Source organism: Ruegeria sp. C11 (assembly GCF_056537725.1).
In genome coordinates this window covers 210,345-230,850 of record NZ_JBQFSB010000002.1, presented here as the reverse complement: position 1 = coordinate 230,850, position 20,506 = coordinate 210,345, and the positions used below count along the sequence as shown (strand labels likewise).

Annotated in this window: 18 protein-coding genes; 6 read left to right on the top strand and 12 right to left on the bottom strand. The window is 57.3% G+C overall.

From position 1 onward, the window contains the following. Nucleotides 1–14: 14 nt before the first annotated feature. On the top strand, nt 15–3,470 hold the full coding sequence (mfd, locus tag ACR0NA_RS04385; RefSeq protein ID WP_480726393.1) for a transcription-repair coupling factor: 3,456 nt from the start codon (nt 15–17) through the stop codon (nt 3,468–3,470). Between the two features lies 1 nt (nt 3,471). Here mfd and ACR0NA_RS04380 read toward each other — a convergent pair whose 3' ends face one another. The 5 genes from ACR0NA_RS04380 to ACR0NA_RS04360 form a co-directional block, all read right to left on the bottom strand. After that, nucleotides 3,472–4,140 (bottom strand): SH3 domain-containing protein, encoded by a 669-nt coding sequence (locus ACR0NA_RS04380; RefSeq protein ID WP_480726391.1) that lies wholly within the window; start codon nt 4,138–4,140, stop codon nt 3,472–3,474. After that, complete coding sequence (locus ACR0NA_RS04375; RefSeq protein WP_480726389.1) at nt 4,137–5,801, bottom strand: tetratricopeptide repeat protein; 1,665 nt, start codon at nt 5,799–5,801, stop codon at nt 4,137–4,139. The genes ACR0NA_RS04380 and ACR0NA_RS04375 overlap by 4 nt, the downstream gene beginning before the upstream one ends. Nucleotides 5,802–5,857: 56 nt before the next feature. Then, entirely contained in the window at nt 5,858–7,066 is a 1,209-nt protein-coding gene (locus tag ACR0NA_RS04370; protein ID WP_480726387.1) for a multidrug effflux MFS transporter, read from the bottom strand. A 79-nt stretch (nt 7,067–7,145) separates the two neighbouring features. Then, entirely contained in the window at nt 7,146–7,802 is a 657-nt protein-coding gene (locus ACR0NA_RS04365; protein ID WP_480726385.1) for a DsbA family oxidoreductase, read from the bottom strand. Next, the gene (locus ACR0NA_RS04360; protein WP_480726383.1) at nt 7,799–9,316 is read right to left on the bottom strand and encodes a class I adenylate-forming enzyme family protein; all 1,518 of its coding nucleotides are present in this window, start codon (nt 9,314–9,316) and stop codon (nt 7,799–7,801) included. Before ACR0NA_RS04360 ends, ACR0NA_RS04365 begins: the two co-directional genes overlap by 4 nt. Nucleotides 9,317–9,381: 65 nt before the next feature. Here ACR0NA_RS04360 and ACR0NA_RS04355 point away from each other — a divergent pair, with 65 nt between their 5' ends. Beyond that, nucleotides 9,382–10,005: an XRE family transcriptional regulator gene (locus ACR0NA_RS04355; RefSeq protein WP_170650115.1), complete on the top strand. Its 624-nt coding sequence runs from the start codon at nt 9,382–9,384 to the stop codon at nt 10,003–10,005. On the opposite strand, the gene ACR0NA_RS04350 is transcribed toward ACR0NA_RS04355, so the two are convergent. The 3 genes from ACR0NA_RS04350 to ACR0NA_RS04340 form a co-directional block, all read right to left on the bottom strand. Continuing rightward, nucleotides 9,994–10,245: a hypothetical protein gene (locus ACR0NA_RS04350; RefSeq protein WP_480726381.1), complete on the bottom strand. Its 252-nt coding sequence runs from the start codon at nt 10,243–10,245 to the stop codon at nt 9,994–9,996. The genes ACR0NA_RS04355 and ACR0NA_RS04350 overlap by 12 nt on opposite strands. A 419-nt stretch (nt 10,246–10,664) precedes the next feature. Continuing rightward, nucleotides 10,665–10,973 carry an aquaporin gene (locus tag ACR0NA_RS04345; protein ID WP_480726379.1) on the bottom strand — a complete coding sequence of 103 codons (309 nt, stop codon included), beginning with the start codon at nt 10,971–10,973 and terminating at the stop codon, nt 10,665–10,667. Between the two features lie 100 nt (nt 10,974–11,073). Then, complete coding sequence (locus tag ACR0NA_RS04340) at nt 11,074–12,888, bottom strand: extracellular solute-binding protein (protein WP_480726377.1); 1,815 nt, start codon at nt 12,886–12,888, stop codon at nt 11,074–11,076. A gap of 324 nt (nt 12,889–13,212) precedes the next feature. On the opposite strand from ACR0NA_RS04340, the gene ACR0NA_RS04335 reads away from it, so the two are divergent. Both ACR0NA_RS04335 and ACR0NA_RS04330 read left to right on the top strand, forming a co-directional pair. Continuing rightward, complete coding sequence (locus tag ACR0NA_RS04335) at nt 13,213–13,986, top strand: 3-hydroxybutyrate dehydrogenase (RefSeq protein WP_480726375.1); 774 nt, start codon at nt 13,213–13,215, stop codon at nt 13,984–13,986. Between the two features lie 63 nt (nt 13,987–14,049). Continuing rightward, nucleotides 14,050–15,075 (top strand): patatin-like phospholipase family protein, encoded by a 1,026-nt coding sequence (locus tag ACR0NA_RS04330; RefSeq protein WP_480726372.1) that lies wholly within the window; start codon nt 14,050–14,052, stop codon nt 15,073–15,075. On the opposite strand, the gene ACR0NA_RS04325 is transcribed toward ACR0NA_RS04330, so the two are convergent. The 3 genes from ACR0NA_RS04325 to ACR0NA_RS04315 all read right to left on the bottom strand — a co-directional run bounded on the left by ACR0NA_RS04325 (nt 15,076) and on the right by ACR0NA_RS04315 (nt 17,632). Beyond that, entirely contained in the window at nt 15,076–15,753 is a 678-nt protein-coding gene (locus ACR0NA_RS04325) for a DUF502 domain-containing protein (protein WP_170650111.1), read from the bottom strand. A gap of 77 nt (nt 15,754–15,830) precedes the next feature. Beyond that, complete coding sequence (locus ACR0NA_RS04320) at nt 15,831–16,742, bottom strand: pseudouridine-5'-phosphate glycosidase (RefSeq protein ID WP_480726368.1); 912 nt, start codon at nt 16,740–16,742, stop codon at nt 15,831–15,833. Further along, nucleotides 16,739–17,632 carry a PfkB family carbohydrate kinase gene (locus ACR0NA_RS04315; protein WP_480726973.1) on the bottom strand — a complete coding sequence of 298 codons (894 nt, stop codon included), beginning with the start codon at nt 17,630–17,632 and terminating at the stop codon, nt 16,739–16,741. The genes ACR0NA_RS04320 and ACR0NA_RS04315 overlap by 4 nt, the downstream gene beginning before the upstream one ends. A gap of 169 nt (nt 17,633–17,801) precedes the next feature. Between ACR0NA_RS04315 and ACR0NA_RS04310 the strand changes: the two genes are divergently transcribed. Then, the gene (locus ACR0NA_RS04310; RefSeq protein WP_480726366.1) at nt 17,802–18,947 is read left to right on the top strand and encodes a HupE/UreJ family protein; all 1,146 of its coding nucleotides are present in this window, start codon (nt 17,802–17,804) and stop codon (nt 18,945–18,947) included. Here the strand turns inward: ACR0NA_RS04310 and ACR0NA_RS04305 are convergent. Further along, complete coding sequence (locus ACR0NA_RS04305) at nt 18,944–19,564, bottom strand: thiamine phosphate synthase (RefSeq protein WP_480726364.1); 621 nt, start codon at nt 19,562–19,564, stop codon at nt 18,944–18,946. The two genes, ACR0NA_RS04310 and ACR0NA_RS04305, sit on opposite strands and share 4 nt — an antisense overlap. A 163-nt stretch (nt 19,565–19,727) precedes the next feature. Here ACR0NA_RS04305 and ACR0NA_RS04300 point away from each other — a divergent pair, with 163 nt between their 5' ends. Further along, nucleotides 19,728–20,471, top strand: coding sequence for an RNA methyltransferase (locus tag ACR0NA_RS04300; RefSeq protein WP_480726362.1), 744 nt, complete (start codon nt 19,728–19,730; stop codon nt 20,469–20,471). The last annotated feature ends 35 nt before the right edge of the window (nt 20,472–20,506 follow it).

The window sequence follows — 20,506 nt, the reverse complement described above, 5'->3', positions numbered from 1 at the left end:
TGCAAGGGCAACCGATGAAGGCTCTGAACTGTGTAACAGTTGGCGGCGCGCCCGAAGGCTTTGACGCGCAGCTTGTTCTGAACGAGGTCGCGCGTTCGGGTGGACCGGTCTGTCACGTTGCCCGTGACGACAAGCGGATGGAGGCGATGCGCGCGGCGCTGGCCTTCTTTGCCCCCGACATGCCGGTCTTCTTTTTTCCGGGCTGGGATTGCCTGCCATATGATCGGGTATCACCTAACCCGGATATCGCCGCTGCTCGGGTGGCGACGCTGGCCGCGCTGGTGCATCAGATGCCCCGGCAATTTGTGCTGCTGACGACCCTGAACGCCGCAACCCAGCGGGTTCCAGCACGGGAAGTGCTACGCGAGGCTGCCTTTACAGCGCGGGTTGGAAATCGCATCGACGAAAATGCATTGCGGAACTTTCTGGTTCGTATGGGGTTCACGCAAAGCCCAACGGTAATGGAGCCCGGTGATTATGCCATTCGGGGTGGCATTATCGACATATTCCCACCCGGAGAAACCGGCCCGGTGCGGCTGGATCTGTTCGGCGATGTTCTGGATGGCGCCCGCCGGTTCGACCCGGTGTCGCAGCGTACGACCGAAAAACTGGACGTGGTGGAACTTTCCCCAGTGTCCGAAGTCATACTGGACGATGCCGCAATAACCCGGTTCCGCCAGAATTACCGGATCGAGTTCGGTGCCGCCGGAACTGATGACCCGCTATACGAAGCAGTTAGTGCAGGGCGCAAGCATCAGGGGATGGAACACTGGCTGCCGTTTTTTCACGACAAGCTCGAGACTCTTTTCGACTACCTTCCCGAAGCAACCATCACACTGGATGATCAGGTCACTCCTGCGCGGCTGGCGCGCTGGGAGAGTATCGAGGACCAGTATGAAACAAGGCGTCTGGCGCTGGAAAACCGATCGCGCATGGACACGGTGTACAAACCCACTCCGCCCGGTTTGCTTTATCTGGATGACGCTGCATGGGATCAAACCGTCGATGATCGCCGCGTGTTGCAGTTCAATCCGCTGCCGCAGGCCAGCGGCCCGGGTGTGATTGATGCCGGGGGGCGGATCGGGCGCAATTTCGCCCCTGAGCGGCAGCAGGAAAGCATTAGTCTGTTTGGCGCGTTGGCAAGCCATATCAAAGACAAACTGGACAAGGGTCCGGTTCTTATCGCCTCGTATTCCGAAGGCGCGCGCGAGCGTCTGACGGGGTTGATTGAGGATGAAGGGCTGGCCGAAGCCATTCCCGTGACCGACGGCAGCCGCGTTGGGAAACGTGGTTTGTACCTGTCCGTCTGGGCGTTGGAGCATGGGTTCGAAACGCCCGGTCTGACGGTTATTGCGGAACAGGACGTGTTGGGCGATCGCCTGATCCGTCAGCCCAAAAAGCGCCGCAAGGCCGAGAATTTCCTGACCGAAACCCAGTCCCTCAGCCCCGGTGATCTGGTAGTGCATGTGGATCACGGGATTGGGCGTTATAGGGGGATGGAGGTCGTGACCGCAGCCGGCGCGGCGCATGAATGCCTGCTGCTGGAATATGCTGAACAGTCCAAGCTGTACCTGCCAGTTGAAAACATCGAACTGTTGTCGAAATACGGCCATGATGAGGGGCTGCTGGACCGGCTGGGTGGCGGTGCATGGCAGGCCAAGAAAGCCAAGCTGAAAGAGCGCATCCGCGAGATGGCGGACAAGCTGATCCGCATCGCCGCCGAGCGCGCCTTGCGCAAAGCTCCGGTCATGGACCCGCCACCCCACGCGTGGGAGGAGTTCAGCGCCCGGTTCCCATATCAGGAGACCGACGATCAGTTACGCGCCATTTCGGAAGTGATGGAGGACATGCACTCGGGCGCGCCGATGGACCGTCTGATTTGTGGCGATGTCGGGTTCGGCAAGACTGAAGTTGCCATGCGCGCGGCGTTTGTCGCGGCGATGTCCGGGGTTCAGGTGGCTGTCGTTGCCCCGACCACATTGTTGGCGCGGCAGCACGCGGCCTCTTTCAAAGAACGCTTCCGGGGGTTCCCTCTGGAGGTCCGGCAACTTTCACGCTTCGTCTCGGCCAAAGAGGCACAGCAGACCCGAGATGGGCTTGCGCGCGGTACTGTTGATATTGTGATCGGTACGCATGCCCTGTTGGCCAAGGGGGTACGGTTCAACAATCTGGGCCTGTTGATCATCGACGAAGAACAGCATTTCGGTGTCGGTCATAAAGAGCGCCTGAAACAGCTGCGCAGTGACATCCACGTTCTGACCCTGACCGCGACTCCTATTCCGCGAACTCTGCAACTGTCTCTGACCGGCGTACGTGATCTGTCGATCATCGGCACACCGCCTATCGACCGGCTGGCCATTCGCACCTATGTCAGCGAGTTCGACGCGGTCACGATCCGCGAGGCGCTGTTGCGCGAACATTATCGCGGCGGTCAGAGCTTTTACGTGGTGCCGCGCATCTCGGACCTGCCGGACATCGAACAATTTCTGAAGGATCAACTTCCGGAACTCACCTACGTCGTGGCCCACGGGCAAATGGCGGCAGGTGAACTGGACGATCGGATGAACGCGTTCTACGACGGAAAGTATGATGTCCTGCTGGCTACGACGATTGTGGAAAGCGGACTGGACATTCCCACCGCGAACACGATGGTCGTGCATCGGGCGGATATGTTCGGTCTGTCGCAGCTTTATCAAATCCGAGGCCGGGTGGGGCGGTCAAAGACACGCGCCTATGCCTATCTAACGACGAAACCGCGCCAAAAACTGACCGCAACCGCCGAGAAACGCCTGCGTGTTCTGGGGTCGCTCGACACGCTTGGGGCCGGGTTCACGCTGGCCTCTCAAGACCTCGACATTCGCGGCGCGGGCAACCTGCTGGGCGAGGAACAGTCGGGCCAGATGCGCGACGTGGGCTATGAACTCTATCAGTCGATGCTGGAAGAGGCGATTGCCAAGATCAAGGCAGGCGAGATGGAGGGGCTGTCGGACGCCGACGACCAATGGGCGCCTCAGATCAATCTGGGTGTCCCGGTCCTGATCCCCGAAGATTACGTGCCCGATCTGGACGTTCGTCTGGGCCTGTATCGTCGCCTGTCATCCCTGTCGACCAAGGTTGAACTGGAAGGATTTGCAGCCGAATTGATCGACCGGTTTGGGGCGTTGCCGAAAGAGGTGAATACCCTGATGCTGGTCGTCCGCATCAAGGCGATGTGCAAGCGGGCGGGCATTGCCAAGCTCGACGGTGGCCCCAAGGGCGCGACGATACAGTTCCACAACGACAAATTTGCCTCACCTCAGGGGCTGGTCGAGTTCATCCAGAACCAGCGTGGGCTGGCCAAGGTCAAGGACAACAAGATCGTTGTGCGCCGCGACTGGAAGAAGGACAGCGACAAGATCAAGGGTGCTTTTGCCATAGCGCGCGATCTGGCCGAAAAGCTGATCGCCGAAAAGAAAAAGGCCCGCGCCTGAGTCAATCACCGGCAACGAACGTACACAACTGCCACTGGCCCGCGTCGGATTTCACCAACGCCGCGCGATATCCAACCATGGACCACAGGAAGTCGCTGTGCATAAACCCGGTGGTGCCGTCGGTCAGGCGGACCCGTTGATATTCGGCGGCCGGCTGAAAGTCAGAAACAATTACGACTTCGTGGCTGATTGCGTCTAGGATTGGCGCGTCTCGGGATGGCTCTTTGCGCAGTGACACGCGGTTGCCCGTCACGAAATAGGCGGTGAAGGGATCAAGTGCGGCGGGCAGTGTGATCTGCCACTGATGCGGCATCCAGAATTCACCCAGATCGTCGAAGTAACCCGGTTGCGACAGCGTTTCCTGTAGCGCGTCCCAATAGAGTTCGGTCTGCCCGACATTGCCGTCCGACGAAGTATCCGCAGTTTCAGTCAGGTTCGCCCGCAACTCCAGCGGTCCGCCGGTTCCGCCGTGACTGAGGTAAATATCCGGGCAGGCCAGATCAACGACCGCCTCAATGTCACGAGACGCGATCTTTTCTAGCAGTTCGTTCCGGAACACGACCAGCGTGTTATCATCGGCGGCCTGATCGACAGGAGGAAAGGACAGGCGTTCAGCAGTTACCGGGCTACCAATGAAAGCAATGGACAGCAGCATGGAAAAGTACTTCATTCAGCGGCCCTCATCGCAGCTTGCGCACAGAAACAGGACGCGCCGACCGCACGGTCGGCACGGGCAAGCGCAAGGTCCAGACGTTGTTTGATCTGAAGGATTTCAACAGTTTCCCCGCGTGCCTTCAGGCAATCGTGCAGTCCCTTGAGGCTCCAGACGTTGTCTGGGTGAATCGATGCGCGGCTAAGACTGCCCCCCAAACCAAGATCCTCGCGATAGACCGCTTCTGCTTCGGCCGCATGCCCCTGTTCGAACAGCAATGCCCCCAAGGCATGTCGCGTGGGCTGCATCCAGCCCCACGGCTCATCATAGGGCAGCGTGTCGTCCAGTTCGACGGACCTGCGCAAATGAGTATAGGCGAGTTCGTGGTTTCCCTTTCGGTACTCAATCTCACCACGCAGCATTTCACCAGCAATTTCAAGCAGGTCAACAACGCGGTTGTTGTGCAGAAGACGCGTTGCGGGAACCCGCTCTTTGGCCGCAAGAAACGCCCGTTCTTCTGCTTCCGCATCAGGGACCTGATCCGTCGCGGCGAAGGCTATCGCGCGTGCGTAATGCGTGGTCGCAGTCAGGGTTCGATAGAGATCGGGGTCAGAAGGCAGCTCTAGTGCCTTTGCTTTTTCCCATTGACCAAAGCGGATCAGAATATGCGGTCCCATCGCCATGTAACTTTCGAAGTAATCAGCCATGGGCGGGCTCTCTATGCGCAGCATGTCCTCGGGTGTTGTGTTCCAAAGGCCCTGATTGGCGCGCAGGGCGGGTTCCATCTGACCCAGAAACAAGGCGCCGTAGATTGCAAAGTGATAATTGTGCTGGCGATAGCCTGTATAGATATTAAACGCCCCTTCGCGCTCGTAATATTTGAGGTCGGCAACACTGGCTTGTTGGTTCCAGTGGACAACGTTTTGATAGTGACCGCATAAAACGTCGATATGGGTTGGCATATGTACAAGATGGCCCGCATCGGGGACCAATGTGCGCAACACATCACCGGCCTTGAGCGCCTTTTCGGGTGTCGGCGACATTTCCATCAGGTGTACATATAGATGCAGAATGCCGGGATGCGTCATGGCCGCAGGGTTTTCGGCCATGGCCCTTTCCAAGGCATCCTGAGCTTCGACTGTCTTTGCGCCTTTTGCTGGTTGGCCCGTGTTAAGATCCCACATTTTCCATGGCGTTAGGTTTAGCAGTGCCTCGACATAGATCGTGCGCACTTCCAGATTATCGGGTGCGGTTGCAAAACCCGCGCGCATCGCATCGGCAAATTCATGGTCCCAGATATGCATGTCATCTATCGGATCACGCTGCGGATAGCGGGCGGGCAGGGCGCCAATTAGCGCCTGCTCGACAGGCGTGCAGTATTCGGACAGTTCCAGTGCCTTTTGCGTGGCGTCATAGGCACAGGCCAGTGCCTTGGCGCGTCCGGCGTCGTCGCGTAAAGCCCAGGGCAGGTTGTAGTTCGGGCCAGCAGCATAGGCGACCCCCCAATGGGCCATTGCGCAGTGGGGATCATGTTCAAGTGCACGTTCGAAGCAGACGATGGCCTCTTCGTGATTGTAGCCATAGGTCCAGTTCAAGCCCCGGTCGAACCACAGCTGTGCCTCAGCCGACGAAGTGGATACAGGGCAGGAATAACTGCCTAAATCATAGTAGTCGCTCATCAAAACCTCCCCACGTTTTGCGGAAAGGTTAGCGCGTTTCATTTGCTCTGCACAGGTCAGGCAGGCAGTCTTTCCTCAATCCTACCCATGTGGACCATCAACCCGAAAGCGACCACGCACATCATCAGGATACCTGTTGTCAACGGAGTGATTGAGCCGTTGAAAAGCAACCCGATCGGCGCGGCGATTGCTGCGGCCAGAACCGTAGATATCGCGCCGATAACAGACGCTGCCATCCCGGCGATATGGCCCATCGGCTCCATCGCGATGGCGTTCAGGTTGCCAAGGGTGGTTCCCGCCATAAAGAAGATGGATGTTTGCCATGCGACAAACAGCGCAAATGACGCATTGGGTGACAGGTCAAGATTGCTCAGAAGGATGACCCCCGATGTCAGAAATATCTGCGCCCCCAACGTCCATGTCACCATCTTGCGCATTCCCACGCGGACTACGACGGCTGCGTTCAGCAGGCTGGCCGAACCTGAGATAAGCGCGACAAATCCGAACCAGAAGGGAAAGCTGTCTGCCCTGTCATGGATAATGTCATAAACCGGCTGCACCATGGTGAGCATGGTAAAGAGCGTACCCATGCACAATGTCTGAACCAAGATTGACAGGCGCACTGAAGGGTGCGCGAACATCTCTTGCGCCGCGGCGATCATCAGTGGCAGCCGGAATGGACGGCGATTTTCGCGAGCAAGTGACTCGGGCAGGCGCAGGCCCATCCAGATGATTGTAATCAGCGAGAACAGGATGAAGGATATGAATATACCGCGCCAGCCCGTGATGGCGATGACACCTGCGCCCAGCATCGGCGCGATGGCGGGTACAAGGGTGAATATCATCATGGCGATCGAAATGATCCGCGCCATTTCCCGTCCCGAGTACAGGTCGCGTACAATCGCCATGGCAACAACACGCGGCCCGGCTGCACCCAGACCCTGCGCCACCCGCGCTGCCAACACCAGTTCAAGCGAGGAACTGGCCCAAGCGACGGCAGAGGCGATGATATAAAGGCAGGCACCGCCATAAATCACTGGTTTCCGCCCAAATGCGTCAGACAGCGGACCCGTGAAAAAGGTGCCAATCCCCATACCCAACACAAACGATGTCAGAATCAACTGTGCCTTGTTCACGTCATCTGGGCTAAGCTGCATGCCGATTTCGGGTAGGGCGGGCAGCATCGAGTCTATCGAAAAAGCAATAGTGGCGAACATCATCGCGATAAGCGCGATGAACTCGCCCTTGGACATACGGTCAGCCATGTGGGACTCCTTACCCGTTCGCGCTATCACGCGGGATCAGGCGGCGCTAGGGATGAAAAATGCACAGACCTCTGTGCTATTATGCAGATGAAGGCTCGGATTGAGACATAATTTCACCGATCACCTTTTCCCATAGTTCAGGCGCCTGGGCGCCGGGAACGGCATGTTGATTGGCGATGATGTAGGTCGGAACCGAGTTCACACCCATTTTCCGAGAGTGGGTGTCTCTATTGCGGATATCCTCGCGGTCGGCATCCGATTTCAGCAGCTTTCGCACCACTGAGGCGTCCATGCCTGCAGCGTCGGCTATGTCGGCAAGAACATCGTGCTCGCCAATGTCCCGACCTTCCACGAAATACGCAGTGAACAGGGCATCGACGACCTCGTTCTGTTTTCCTTCGATCCCGGCCCAGTGAATCAGACGGTGTGCATCTAGCGTGTTGGGCGTTCGCCGCATGCTTTCAAAGTTGATGTTCAGACCAGCCTTTTCTGCATGTTCGACAACCGGAGTATAGGCGCGCACGGCGCCTTTTTGGCCGCCGAATTTCCGCTCAAGATATTCGCGGCGATCCATCCCACCATCGGGCATTTCCGGGTTGAGCTGAAAGGGATGCCACTCAATGACGAACGGATGATCGGGTATCGCCGCCAATGCCTTGTCCAGATGTGTCTTGCCAATATAGCACCACGGGCAAATCGGATCGGACAGAATATCGAGCTTGACGGTTTGTGTCATTTGGACTGAGCCTTGAAATAGGCCGGCAAAGCGCGGCGCAGAAGTTTGCCGTTGCCTCCGACAGGCAGGGCGGGAAGGTGGACGAAGGCGCGCGGTTGCTTGTAGCGTGCCAGGTTGGCCTCCACATAGGACTGTAACGCGGCCTCGTCCAGTCTTGCCGGTCCGGTATAGAAAGCTGCGATGACGAAGGTATCCTGTTTCACCTCGACCGAGGCCGCGCCAACCTGAGAGATTCCGGGGTATCTGCTCAAGACGGATTCGACTTCGACGGGTGAAACCCGATATCCGCCCGCATTCATCATGTCATCGTCACGACCGAGATAAGTGATCTGGCCGTCCTCGGCCATTGCTCCCTGATCGCCAGTCAGAAACCACTCATCCTGCATACGCGCCTCTGCCTCGTCCGGGGCATTTAGGTAGGTCAGCATCAGACCGGGGTCCGAGCGGTGAACGGCTATGGTACCCTCTTGTCCTGCCGCGACCGGGCCGTCCGGGCCAAGGATGGCCACACGGCGGCCTGATTGCGGTCGCCCCAATGTCTCACCCTGCGCTGGGTATGTCGGGCTGGACGAGATGAAGGTCGAACATTCGGACATTCCGTAGGCCTCGTACAGTTCGGTTTTGGTGACGTTGGACCAATGTTCGTGCAAGTGACGCGACAGTTTTTCGCCCGCACAAAGGCCGTGGCGAAGGTGGGGCAGATCAAACTCATCGATGCTTTGTAGCATTTTGCGGTACACGCCAGGCGCGGCAGCGAAAATCGTTGCCTCGTGGGTCTTCAACAGCTTGGGTAAGGATGACGGGTCCGTTCCGACTTCGGGGATCAGAGCGGTCGCGCCTGCCGTCCACGGGTCCATCAGCCCGGTGCCCAGTGTGTAGGTCCAGTTGAACGCGCCGGCGTGGCACAGCCGGTCAGCTTCGGTCAGACCGTACCACCCATCCACCATCATTTGACGCGCCCAGATGGCCCGATGTGCATGTGCAACGGCGCGCGGCTTTCCCGAGGTGCCGGAGGTGTAAACGACATAGGCCAGACGATCCGGATCCCCCATAGCGTAACCAGCTGGCGGCAGGTTCCGCATGGACGCAAGGTCGTGCAGTTCGATCTGGTGGGGATGCGTCGCGCAGGTGACTTGCGGGTCCCGCAAAACCGCTGCTGGTGACAGTTCGTCTATCATTTTGGTCGTTTCCGGCACGGTCAGTTGCGATGACGTCGGCACCGGAACAATTCCTGCAGAAATTGCACCCAGATAGGCGATGGGAAAATCAACCGTATTACCCAACCGCATCAGGACGATATCGCCGGCTTTTAAGCCCGCTCTCAATAATCCGGCACCGGTACCCAGAATGGCGGCCTCAAGCTGGGCATAGGTCCAGTCTTCGGACCCGTTTTCATAAAGGACGGAAAGTGCCGTCTTGTCTGCCAAATCTCCAGCACGGCGCATGACATGTGCTGCAAGGTTGAAGGGGGCCGGGCAGGGTGGCGGTGGGCCTTGATCGAATATCGACAACATGATCGATGGCTACCGCGCCGTCTGTCGCGTTGCAAGCGCCGGGCGCTGGCCCTATAGAAAGGCCCATGACCAACCGCGACCCCAAGTCCATCATCCGCATCGCCCGCGACAATGGCGCCGAGACCGAAGTCGAACCGCTTGACCTGGGCGCCCGGGTGCGCGAGTTGCGCAAGGCCCGGAACTGGACCCTCGAACAGGCGGCCACACAGGCAGGTCTTGCCCGTTCGACGTTGAGCAAGATTGAAAACGGTCAGATGTCACCGACATATGATGCGCTCAAAAAGCTTGCGACCGGGTTGCAGATTTCTGTACCGCAGTTGTTTACCGCACCGCAGCGCGAACAGGTGATCGGGCGGATGGCGATTACCAAATCCGGGGCCGGAACCGCTCATGCCACTGTGACATACGAGCATGAGTTATTGGCCGAGGCTTTGACCAAAAAGCAGATGCTACCGTATCGCGCACGGGTCCGTGCACGTTCCATGGACGAGTTCGATGGATGGGTGCGCCACGATGGCGAAGAGTTTCTGTATGTTCTGACGGGAGTGGTCCGGCTGTACACCGAATTTTATGAACCGGTTGAGATGCGACGTGGTGACAGCGCCTATTACGATGGCAGCATGGGCCACAACGTAATTTCCGTCAGCGATGAAGATGCATTGATCCTTTGGGTAACGTCACTCGCGTAACGAGTGGTCGAATTCCCTGTTCAAACCTTCGGTAAACAGAAAGTCCTCAAGTTCTTCGTGAGCTTCGTTAACCGTCAGATGATGGCGTTCGGCCAGATAAGCCTCGAACTGTTTGCGATCTTGTTTCACAAAAGCCATGTCTTTGTCGCGCAGGTTCGGAAATCGCTTTTTTGCACGCGCAAACGAAGCGCTCCAGTCTTGCGTGAGATCGGCCCAGTTTAACATATGTGAGCTTTCCATTCTTTGTGGTTTCAGGATCGCTCTCCCCTAGAATAGGTTACGGACGTTCAGGCGGTTTGATAGACAGGGCAAAGTGTCGCACCCCTCTTGAGCGCTGAAAGTCGAAAAAAAACCGCTGCGGAAAGGTGCAACAGGATGAACTGACCTGCATTTGAGTGGGTGGTGACCGGTCCAGTTGTTCCCCGTGTGTGAACAGCCAGTTCAGCACTATGTGGTCGATGAACACTGCAAGAATCTGCATCAGGATGAACATGGGTATGTGCCAGAGTATATGCCTGCAAATGTATTGGTGAGCCCTCTTGCGATTGTCTCGGTCGGGTTCGCAAAACTTGTGGAGGGCGTGTACCAATAGGTGCCGGTGATATAGTGGCCCACAAGGGGTGGTACCGCGTCCGGCTTGTGCCAAATTCCGCCGAAGATCACGAACAGCAGGTCCATGGTTGCGATGATTTCCGAAAATCACTGATGCAACCCTGTTCGATGCATCGTTGTCGAGGTTTGGAGAATTGACAGATCAAACATGTGATGTGTGGCCCATTAACCGATAATGCCGCCTGCGATCTGGCAGACCACATAGGGCGCGCCACCGTCTCAGGGGTGTTCTCACGCATGGCAAAAGTTAGTGTCACCGCTGGATCGAAATGTGCACCCGATATCGGACCGAGCGTCGTGATAATCGCATAGAGGATGCATCCCGTCGCGGTCGCGTTCTGCAGCTGCAAATTCATCGGCGGATTTCGAGCGCGGCATCAAGACGTAGTAGCCCTTATGCGGCAGCAGTTTCTACACTTCGGTGAGCTGACCTGCGGGAACGAAATATGGAAGTGATCACTCCTCATACCACCAGACATCGGGCATATATTGCGGCCCGTCGCCGTAAATCGGCAGAGTGTCTGGATATTTCAGTTCGGCAGCATGGGCGATACGGCCCACATCGAAGCTCCAGATGGGAATGACATAGCGTCCGGCCGTCAGAACACGGTCCAGCGCGCGGGTGGCGGCGACGAAATCCTCGCGTGTTTCCGACGCCAGCATAGCGTCGATCATGCCATCAACAGCCGGAGAGGCGACACCCATCAGATTGCGGGTGCCAGGAGTATTCGCGCCGTCGCTTCCCCAATAAAGCCTTTGTTCGTTGCCCGGAGATAGGGAAAGTGCCCGCCGAAACGGCGTCATGTCAAAATCAAGCTCCGCAATCCGACCCGCATATTGTGCGCTGTCGACCTTTTCAGCGGTCAATCCGATGCCAAGACGTTCCAGCGCACGGGCATAGATTTCAACAACAGTTTCCATTCCGGAATCGCCCTGTTGCAACAGGATGGTCAAATTGAACGTTTCTCCCTGCGAATTTCTGAGTTGCCCGTCCTGTACTGACCACCCCGCGTCAGACAACAGCCCGGCGGCCTTGCGCAGATTTCTGCGATTGCGGGCAGAGCCATCACCTTCGGGCAGATCGTAACCTTCCAGTGCGCCGGGCGGCAGATCCTGGGTGTACGGCATCAGCAGTTCTTTGACGTGCCCGGTTGCCGGGCCGGGTTGCATTGCCAGATCAGAGCCTGAGAAATAAGAGGTGATCCGGGGTTGCGCGCCGCCGGTGACGGTGTCGTTGATGTACTCAAAGTTGAAGGCAAGCATCAGCGCCTCACGAACGCGCCAATCATCAAGCGGGGGCTTTCGTGTATTCATGACGATGCCCGTCATGCCCGAGGGTTTGGCGTGCGGTATCTCGGTCTTTAGGACGTCACCGCGCTGGACTGCGGGAAAATTGTACTGATTATCCCACTTCTCGGCATTGAACTCTCGCACAGCCGTCAATTCCCCGGCCTTGAACGCTTCGAACAGGACAGTCTGATCGCCGTAGAATTCAATCCGCATTTCATCGAAATTCATTGTGCCCCGACGAAAGGGAATATCCGCTCCCCAATATTCAGGGTTCCTTCGAAGGGTCACATCGCGCCCCGCTTCGTAGTTCTCGACAACATATGGTCCAGAGCCGACCGGTACATCGTGAAGCTGCGCCTCGGCGAAATTCTTACCTTTCCACTGGGCCTTCTGCAGGATGGGGCGCAATCCGGCGATCAGTGCCAGTTCCCGGTCGGCCTCGGAAAACGTGATGCGAACAGAGCGGGGACCGGTTTGTTCGATACTGTCGATCTTGGACCAGAGCCCCCGGTACCGCAGATGGCCTTCGGTTCCCAGGGTCTCATACGACCAGATCACATCATCGACTGTGACGGGGCTGTTATCCGAGAATCGGGCATCTTCCCGCAGGGTAAATTCGACCCAGGAACGGTCCGGTGCGGTTTCAACCGATTCGGCTAAGAGACCGTAAAGAGTGAAAGGTTCGTCCCAGGAACGGCCCATCAGGCTTTCGTGAGTCCAAAATCGCAACTGCCAGGGCGACGTGCCTTTTTGCGTGAACGGGTTGAGGCTGTCGAACCCGCCGGTATTGCCAAAAACGACTCGGCCACCTTTCGGTGCATCCGGGTTTGCGTAGGGCAAGGACACAAAATCCGGTGGCAGTGCGGGGTCCCCATACATAGCTATGCCATGAACCGATTCTGCCTGAGCGATTGACGCAGACAAAAGGGCGGTGAATCCCGCGATCAAATGACGGATCGGGAGTGGATAAACTGGTCGCACTTTGGCAACAATCCTGCTCTGGCCTTATTTTCTTGGGATTCACCGTAGCGATGATTTTTCATATTTTCAAACTTTTAGCTTGGATGATGGCACGGAATTGCTTATAAAGGTTCCACTGCTCGATAGGTTTCTTGCCTGTATGAAACCTGCCTCAATAACTTAACGCCCGCTTCGTGCGGGCGTTTTTTTGTGGCCCTGTAATCACGGGGAAGTGATCATATCCGTTACAAAGTATGAGGTGAGGCAAACGACGTTTCCCCGTTTTATTTGCAAGTGCAGCATGGCAGTGTGACCCCAATTAAATCATTCATCGGGAGAGCCGCCATGAGCTTGTCGGGTAAAACAGCGATCATCACGGGATCGAATTCGGGGATTGGCTTGGGCGTCGCGTGGGAACTGGCCAGGGCCGGGGCCGATGTGGTGCTGAATTCATTTACGGACCGGGACGAGGACCATGCGCTAGCCGCGCAGATCTCTCAGGAGACGGGTACAAACGCCCGGTATATCAAGGCTGACATGTCCAGCGGCGACGAATGCCGTGCATTGATCGAGCAGGCGGGTGCTTGTGATATTCTGGTCAATAACGCCGGTATTCAGCATGTATCGCCCATAGATATTTTTCCGGTAGAAAAATGGGATGCGATAATCGCGATCAACCTGAACTCGGTTTTTCACACGACGGCTGCGGCTTTGCCGATGATGCGCAAGGCGGGTTGGGGTCGTGTCATCAATATCGCGTCAGCACACGGTCTTACTGCGTCGCCTTACAAGGCGGCGTATGTCGCCGCCAAACACGGCGTTGTAGGTATGTCAAAGACCATCGCGCTGGAGACTGCCCAAGAGCCGATAACCTGTAACGCGATCTGTCCGGGTTACGTTCTGACCCCGCTGGTCGAGGCGCAGATCCCCGACACCATGAAAGAATACAACATGAGTCGTGAGGACGTGATAAAGAACGTCATGCTTGAACGGCAGCCATCGAAAGAGTTTGCGTCAGTGGAACAGTTGGGCGGCACTGCAGTGTTCCTGTGTTCCGATGCGGCGGCGCAGATTACTGGTACGACGATCTCGGTTGATGGGGGTTGGACGGCCCTTTGATCTCTCGTGGGGGTTATTCCCCCACATCCCCGAGGCGTTTCTAAGCAGAAGAAGGGGCGAGGTTTGAAACAGATCAATCTGGCTTTGCAGGGTGGCGGGGCGCATGGCGCCTTTACCTGGGGCGTGTTGGACAGGCTTCTGGATGAAGAAGATATTGAGGTGGCGGCAATCACCGGTACGTCTGCGGGGGCGTTGAACGGCGCCGCCTTCAAGTCCGGGATGGTCAAGGCGGGCCGAGCCGGGGCGCGGGAATGTCTGGATGATTTGTGGAAGCGTATGGGGGCTGTCGGCGATATGCGGATTGCGCATTGGATGCGCGGGCTGGAACCTTCGCAGATCGCACAGGCCATAGAATATTCGGTTCCCTTTTCGGTGGCGGATGCCTGGTCGCGTATGGTGTCGCCTTATGCATATGGTCCGTTTTATCGCAATCCGCTTGCATCGGTTGTGGACAGATTTGATTTCCATGAAATCTGCGCTGATGAAGGTCCTGACCTGTTCGTCTGCGCAACTTGCGTGCGTAGCGGCAAGATCAGGGTTTTCACAGGTGGTGAAATATCGACGGATGCCATTCTGGCCTCGGCTTGTTTGCCGAACCTGTTTCAGGCGGTCGAGATTTATGACCCGAAGTCGGATCGAACCGAAGCCTATTGGGACGGGGGCTATACGGGCAACCCCGCCCTTTACCCATTGTTCAATGATGAGCTGCCAGACGACGTCGTGATCGTTAACATCAATCCGCTGGAGCGAGACGAGGTTCCCAAGACACCGCAGCAGATTCAGAATCGGATCAACGAGATCAGCTTTAATTCATCGCTATTGCGCGAGCTTAGGGCGATCAATTTCGTTCAACGGCTGCTGGCAGACGGTAAGCTGAAGGCCGGCGAGATGAACCGCGTTCTGGTTCACATGATCGCTGATGACGAATTGATGAACAGCTTGTCGGTTGCGACCAAAACGGTTCCGACCCCGGTCATTCTGCACAAGTTGAAACATGCAGGACGCGCAGCGGCTGAACGATTCCTTCAGGATCACAAATCGGATATCGGTGAACGCAGTACAGTAGACCTGCCGATGATGTTCAGTTGATCATTCCGGCGGCTGCGTCGGGTCTTTTTCGTTTGGATAGACAAGACCGGCCGAGATCACGAGTTTCGCCGCATCCTCGATCGTCATGTCCAGTAGAATGACGTCTTCGGCAGGGAAGAATAGAAGAAAACCCGAAGTTGGGTTGGGCGTGGTCGGAACGAATACGCTATACAACTCGCCAGCGGTTTCGGCCCTTTGGCTGATTTCACCTCTGGCCGTTGTCGAAACGAACCCGATGGCCCAAATTCCACGGCGCGGATACTGGATCAGACAGGCTTTTTCAAAGGACCGCTCGGTCTGCGCGAAAACCGTCTCAGATATTTGTTTGATGCCGGAATAGATAGATCGGACAACCGGCATCCGGTTAACCAAACTTTCTGCGAAATGTATCAGCGAGCGGCCCAGAATACCTTTGGCAATCCAGCCGACAATAATCGTGAAGAACAGAAAAAAGATGACACCGACGCCGTGAACATTGATGCCGACGTATTCTTCGGGCTGAAAACGCTGTGGCACCAGCGGCAGGACCGCACTGTCGATCCAGCCGACGACTGACCAGATCAGCCACCCAGTCAGCCAGACTGGCGCAATGACCACGATACCCGTCAAAAAAGAGGCGCGAAGTCCGGCCAGCAGACCTGGGCGGCGATGAGGTTCTTCGTCGAACGGTGTATTCATTACGTTTCCGAGTGGTTTACCAGATTAGTTAGGAAGTTTGGAACGCCGGCACAATAGTCTTTAATGCGTTGCTTTCATTACGTGCCGTCCGTTAGGGACTTGGCGATTTTGGCTGCAAGGCGCGCGTTGTTTCGCACAAGCGCGATGTTGGCGGTCAACGACCGGCCCTCGGTTTGTTCGAAAATCCGTTGCAGGAGATAGGGCGTTACGCCTTTTCCGGTAATCCGGTGCGCCACGGCATCCGACTGTGCCGAGGCGATGATGGGGGCCAGTTCCTCGGCTGGAATCTGTGCGTCGTTCGGAATGGGATTTGCGACCAGTTGGCCGCCCGGAACACCCAGCGCCCGGCGGGTTGTATGCGCTTTGGCGATATCTTCGGCGCTATCCATTCGTAGGGGTGCAGCAAATTGCGATTTGGCGGACCAGAATGCCGGAAACTCGTCCTGACCGTGGGCAATAACGGGGACGCCAAGTGTCTCCAACACTTCCAGAGTTTTGGCGAGGTCGAGGATCGCCTTTGCGCCAGCCGCAACAACCGTAACCGGGGTTTGGGCCAGTTCGTGCAGGTCGGCGGAGATGTCGAACGAAGTTTCTGCACCCTGATGCACACCACCGATACCGCCGGTAGCAAACACTTCGATCCCGGCGAGATGCGCGGCGATCATGGTAGCGGCAACCGTCGTGGCCCCTGTGCCACCTGTGGCGATACAGGCGGCCATGTCGGCGCGGGACAGTTTTGCAACGCCCTGAGCCTGCCCCAGTGCAGCCAGTTGTTCAGGTTCAAGCCCCACGTGCAGCGCGCCTTTGATCACGGCGATGGTTGCCGGAACGGCACCGGCATCGCGAATGTCCTGTTCAACCCTGGCTGCGACCTCGACGTTCTGCGGGTGCGGCATGCCATGTGTAATGATCGTGCTTTCCAGCGCGACTACGGGTTGACCTGCATCCTTGGCGGCGCGGACTTCGGTTGAGTATTGGATGTCGATCACAGCGGGGTTTCTCCGGAAACGTAAGTTGCGGCGGCGTGCAGGGCGCGGGCCAATGCCTCGTCCCTGTTTGCACCATTTGCTTCGGCGGCAATATGGGCCGCCATGAATGTATCACCAGCCCCGGTAACGCGGGTTACCAGAACCGATGGAGGGGTTTGTGTCACCACGCCCAGGGTACTGCCCTCGGTGGCAGAGTTGCCGCCGTCAGTCACAAGTACGCGTAGGGCGCCGCGATCGAGCAAGCCCTTGGCTGCACTTTCTGAATCGGAAAACTCGCGCTGGCAAAGCAATCCTGCTTCTTCAAGGTTCACGTACAGAGTTGCCCGCGCGTGTTTGAGAAACGGCAGAAGCCGCTCGGCCTTGCCGGGCGAGGCTGGGGCCACGCGCAGGTCTGCCCGGGCGAAAGCCGGGCTTTGAGCGATATCTTCCAGTAAATCCAGCGTCAGGTTCCCGTCCAGAGCGATCAGCCCTTCGAACGGCGTGTTTTCATATCCGAGCGGACCGTGAAGCAGGGGGCGCAGGATTTTTGCGCCTGCAGCCTCAAGCGAGTGGGCGTCGGCGATGGCTGCAATCAACCCGTTCGCGCCCTCGACCGCCATATATCTGTCGGTCGGCAGGTCCTGCGAGCGATAGACGTGATCGGTGACCATACCCAGACGCGCGCAGGAATGGACCAGTTCGTCACCTTCGGGATCGCGGCCAATCGCAGTCAGCAGGGTCGGCGTCATACCGAACCTGACCAGGGTCATGGCGATATTCATCGCGACGCCGCCGGGCAGGCGCGTAATTCGGCCCGGCACGTCCGATCCCTGACGCATATGGCTGGCGGATCGGCCGATGATGTCCCAAAGGACCGAGCCGATGCACAGGATTTCAGTGTTCTGAGTCATGGCGCTGTCATGCCGCAGCCCCGGTGCAGGCGCAAGTCGGAAGGTGGACATTAGGTCCGGGCATTCAGCAACGGATGAGCTGGATTTGCGCTTGATCTCGTCTGAATTCAGTCGGACTATTGGTGGACAGATACTTGCGATTTGCAAAAAGTTTTATGGTGATACGCAAATGAAGACTGTTTCGGGGGCTTTGCGCTCTGGTCTGCTTGGGCCGCTTTGTTTGCTTGCGGTTTTGCTTTTTGCCCCGAACCAATCCGTGTCACATGAGATCACGCCGACAGTCGCAGACTTTCAGGTCAAAAACGGCGATTTGTTTATCGAGCTTCACTTCAATGCCGAAGCATTTGTTGCCGGTATGGATCTGGATAGTCTCTCAGACACAGCCGAAGCGGACGAGTCTGTAAACTATTCGAAGCTTCGTTCTTTGGTTTCCTCGGAACTGGAACCATTGGTGCGAGAGTTCGCAATTCCTTGGATGGACAAGCTGGATGTTCAGGCTCAGGGTCGGGTCAAGCTGTCCTATGAAGGTGTTAATATTCCTGTTGTCGGCAACAGGGAGGCCGCGCGAACGTCAACTTTGCTGTTAACCGGGAATATCCCCGAAAACGCCCATAACCTGCAGGTGAGTTGGCCGGTTGGTGCCGGCTCTCTGGTTCTGCGGCAACAAGGCGTTGAGGCCCCGTATACCGGCTATCTGCAGGGTGGTGAGACCAGCCCCGCAATTCCGTTGGCCGGGGGATCAGCGCTGGGATCGACCGAAACGATGGAAACCTTTTTCTCATTGGGGTTCAGTCGTATTCTGCCCAACGGTCCTGAGCAGATCGCGTTTGTACTGGCTATGTTATTTCTGTCCGTCAGGGCCCGACCGCTGATCTTGCAACTCATCCCTTTTTCATTGGGGTTTTCCACGATGCTGGCCTTGGGTACTTTGGCGATTGTCGCCGTGCCGCAGGCTGTGGTCGCATTATTGATTCCAGCGGGTATCGTTTTGCTGTCCGTCGAGAACATATTTGCCCGCCGGTTGCACCTGTGGCGAATGATTGCTGTCTTCGGATTTGGATTGCTGCACGGATCAGATGCGGCATCGGATCTAATCAAAGGCGCGATACCACCAAATCACGCCATGTCCGCAATCATTGGCTATGGCGTGGGTGCAGGGTTGGCAATTCTGGCCATTGGCATTGCCGGATTTTCCGTCATTACACTTTTTTCTTTTGGTTCACAGCGATTTCGCAGTCGGATCAGAATACCGGCCTCGATGGTGATAGCGTTGGTTGGCGCGTACTGGTGTATCGCGCCATTCCTTGCCGTCTAGGCCATCGCCGCAGTCAGCTTTTTGAGTGTGGCCAGCGGATCATCGTTCGACCAGATTTCATCCCCCAATCCGAAGAAATCCGTGCAGGGGGTGAGGGCGCGAATGCTGTCTTCGGTCAGGCCGCCCTCGGCGACGACCGGAACCTCGATCATATCAGACCACCACTGAAACAGGTCGGCCTCTGCCACTGTTCCATCACCGAGCGAGGCATTGCCCACCGGACCGAAGGCGACATAGTCCGCACCGGCCTCACCTGCGTTCATCCCGTCGTGACGTGAGGCCCCGCAAAAGCTGCCGACGATGGCATCAGGCCCGAGCTCTTTTCTGGCGGCGCGTACCGAACGTGCTGCGTCGCCCAGATGCACACCATCAAGGCCCAAACGTTGAGCGAGAAGAACGTGGTTCGAGATTACAAGTGCTACGTCACGCGCGTGGGCAACTTCGCGACAGGCATCTGCAATGCGAGCAATAGTGTCCTCGTCATTGCCTGCGAGCGCGAGCCTTATGCAGGCAATTTCGGCCCCGTCCAGAACGCGGGCGAGTTGATCGGGGTAGGTGTCCAGTTCGATGGACGGCGGTGTGATCAGATAGATTTGCGGCTGCTCGGGGGCGTCCATCGTTGCGGTCCTTCGCGTTGTCTTTCGCGCGGTTTAGCGGATTGTGGGCGGGAAGCAAACTTTTATGCCTCCGGCGGGGATATTTGGGGCAAGAGGAAGAGTGGTGAGGGTTGCTCTGCCGGGGCCGCGCGACTAGAGCAGGCGCAGCCATTCGGAGTTTGACATGCCCAGCGACAAATCCCAGCCTTCATTTGTGCTTGTGCGCCCCCAGATGGGTGAAAATATCGGGGCCGCAGCGCGGGCGATGTGGAACTTCGGTCTGGACCGGATGCGTATCGTGGCGCCGCGCGATGGCTGGCCGAACCCCAAAGCCGTTGCCATGTCCAGCGGGGCAGGCCGATTGCTGGACGAGGCTCAGTTGTTTGACGATCTGGCGGAGGGTCTGTCGGATCGGACGTTTGTGTTCGCTACCACGGCCCGCCAGCGGGGGTTGACCAAACCGGTTTACAGCCCCGAGCGCGCGATGCAGATCGCTGCGGAAAAGGTAGCGGCTGGCGAGCAGGTGGCGGTTCTGTTTGGTCCGGAACGTGCGGGGCTTGAGAATGAAGATATCGCCAAAGCCAACGCCATCATCTCGGTCCCGGTGAACCCGGAATACGCCTCGCTGAATCTGGGACAATGCGTGTTGCTGACCGCATATGAGTGGATGCGTCAATCTGCCGATGTCGTGCACGAGGCGACTGATCTGGGCAAGGGAGATTGGGCCACGGGCATCGAGGTCGAAAAGCTGGTTGAGCACTATGAGGACCGGTTGGAGGAGGCAGGGTTCTTTTATCCGCCGGAAAAGGCCGAAGGGATGAAGGTAAACCTGCGCAATCTGTGGTCGCGGATGCGCATGACGCGCGCAGACGTTCAAATGTTGCACGGGATCATGCGTCAGATGGTCCGGTGGAAGGACAAGGGCTGAGGCTGGACCTCGGTCGGCCATGGCCCTAGCCTGCG

What these genes read in the sequence shown, in the direction of transcription:
- ACR0NA_RS04345 (WP_480726379.1), bottom strand. Translation starts at nt 10,973, where the DNA reads ATGAATTTGCAGCTGCAGAACGCGACCGCGACGGGATGCATCCTCTAT.
- ACR0NA_RS04315 (WP_480726973.1), bottom strand. Translation starts at nt 17,632, where the DNA reads ATGACTCAGAACACTGAAATCCTGTGCATCGGCTCGGTCCTTTGGGAC.
- ACR0NA_RS04325 (WP_170650111.1), bottom strand. Translation starts at nt 15,753, where the DNA reads ATGAATACACCGTTCGACGAAGAACCTCATCGCCGCCCAGGTCTGCTG.
- ACR0NA_RS04300 (WP_480726362.1), top strand. Translation starts at nt 19,728, where the DNA reads ATGCCCAGCGACAAATCCCAGCCTTCATTTGTGCTTGTGCGCCCCCAG.
- ACR0NA_RS04365 (WP_480726385.1), bottom strand. Translation starts at nt 7,802, where the DNA reads ATGACACAAACCGTCAAGCTCGATATTCTGTCCGATCCGATTTGCCCG.
- ACR0NA_RS04370 (WP_480726387.1), bottom strand. Translation starts at nt 7,066, where the DNA reads ATGGCTGACCGTATGTCCAAGGGCGAGTTCATCGCGCTTATCGCGATG.
- ACR0NA_RS04355 (WP_170650115.1), top strand. Translation starts at nt 9,382, where the DNA reads ATGACCAACCGCGACCCCAAGTCCATCATCCGCATCGCCCGCGACAAT.
- ACR0NA_RS04350 (WP_480726381.1), bottom strand. Translation starts at nt 10,245, where the DNA reads ATGGAAAGCTCACATATGTTAAACTGGGCCGATCTCACGCAAGACTGG.
- ACR0NA_RS04375 (WP_480726389.1), bottom strand. Translation starts at nt 5,801, where the DNA reads ATGAGCGACTACTATGATTTAGGCAGTTATTCCTGCCCTGTATCCACT.
- ACR0NA_RS04335 (WP_480726375.1), top strand. Translation starts at nt 13,213, where the DNA reads ATGAGCTTGTCGGGTAAAACAGCGATCATCACGGGATCGAATTCGGGG.
- ACR0NA_RS04360 (WP_480726383.1), bottom strand. Translation starts at nt 9,316, where the DNA reads ATGTTGTCGATATTCGATCAAGGCCCACCGCCACCCTGCCCGGCCCCC.
- ACR0NA_RS04380 (WP_480726391.1), bottom strand. Translation starts at nt 4,140, where the DNA reads ATGAAGTACTTTTCCATGCTGCTGTCCATTGCTTTCATTGGTAGCCCG.
- ACR0NA_RS04305 (WP_480726364.1), bottom strand. Translation starts at nt 19,564, where the DNA reads ATGGACGCCCCCGAGCAGCCGCAAATCTATCTGATCACACCGCCGTCC.
- mfd (WP_480726393.1), top strand. Translation starts at nt 15, where the DNA reads ATGAAGGCTCTGAACTGTGTAACAGTTGGCGGCGCGCCCGAAGGCTTT.
- ACR0NA_RS04310 (WP_480726366.1), top strand. Translation starts at nt 17,802, where the DNA reads ATGAAGACTGTTTCGGGGGCTTTGCGCTCTGGTCTGCTTGGGCCGCTT.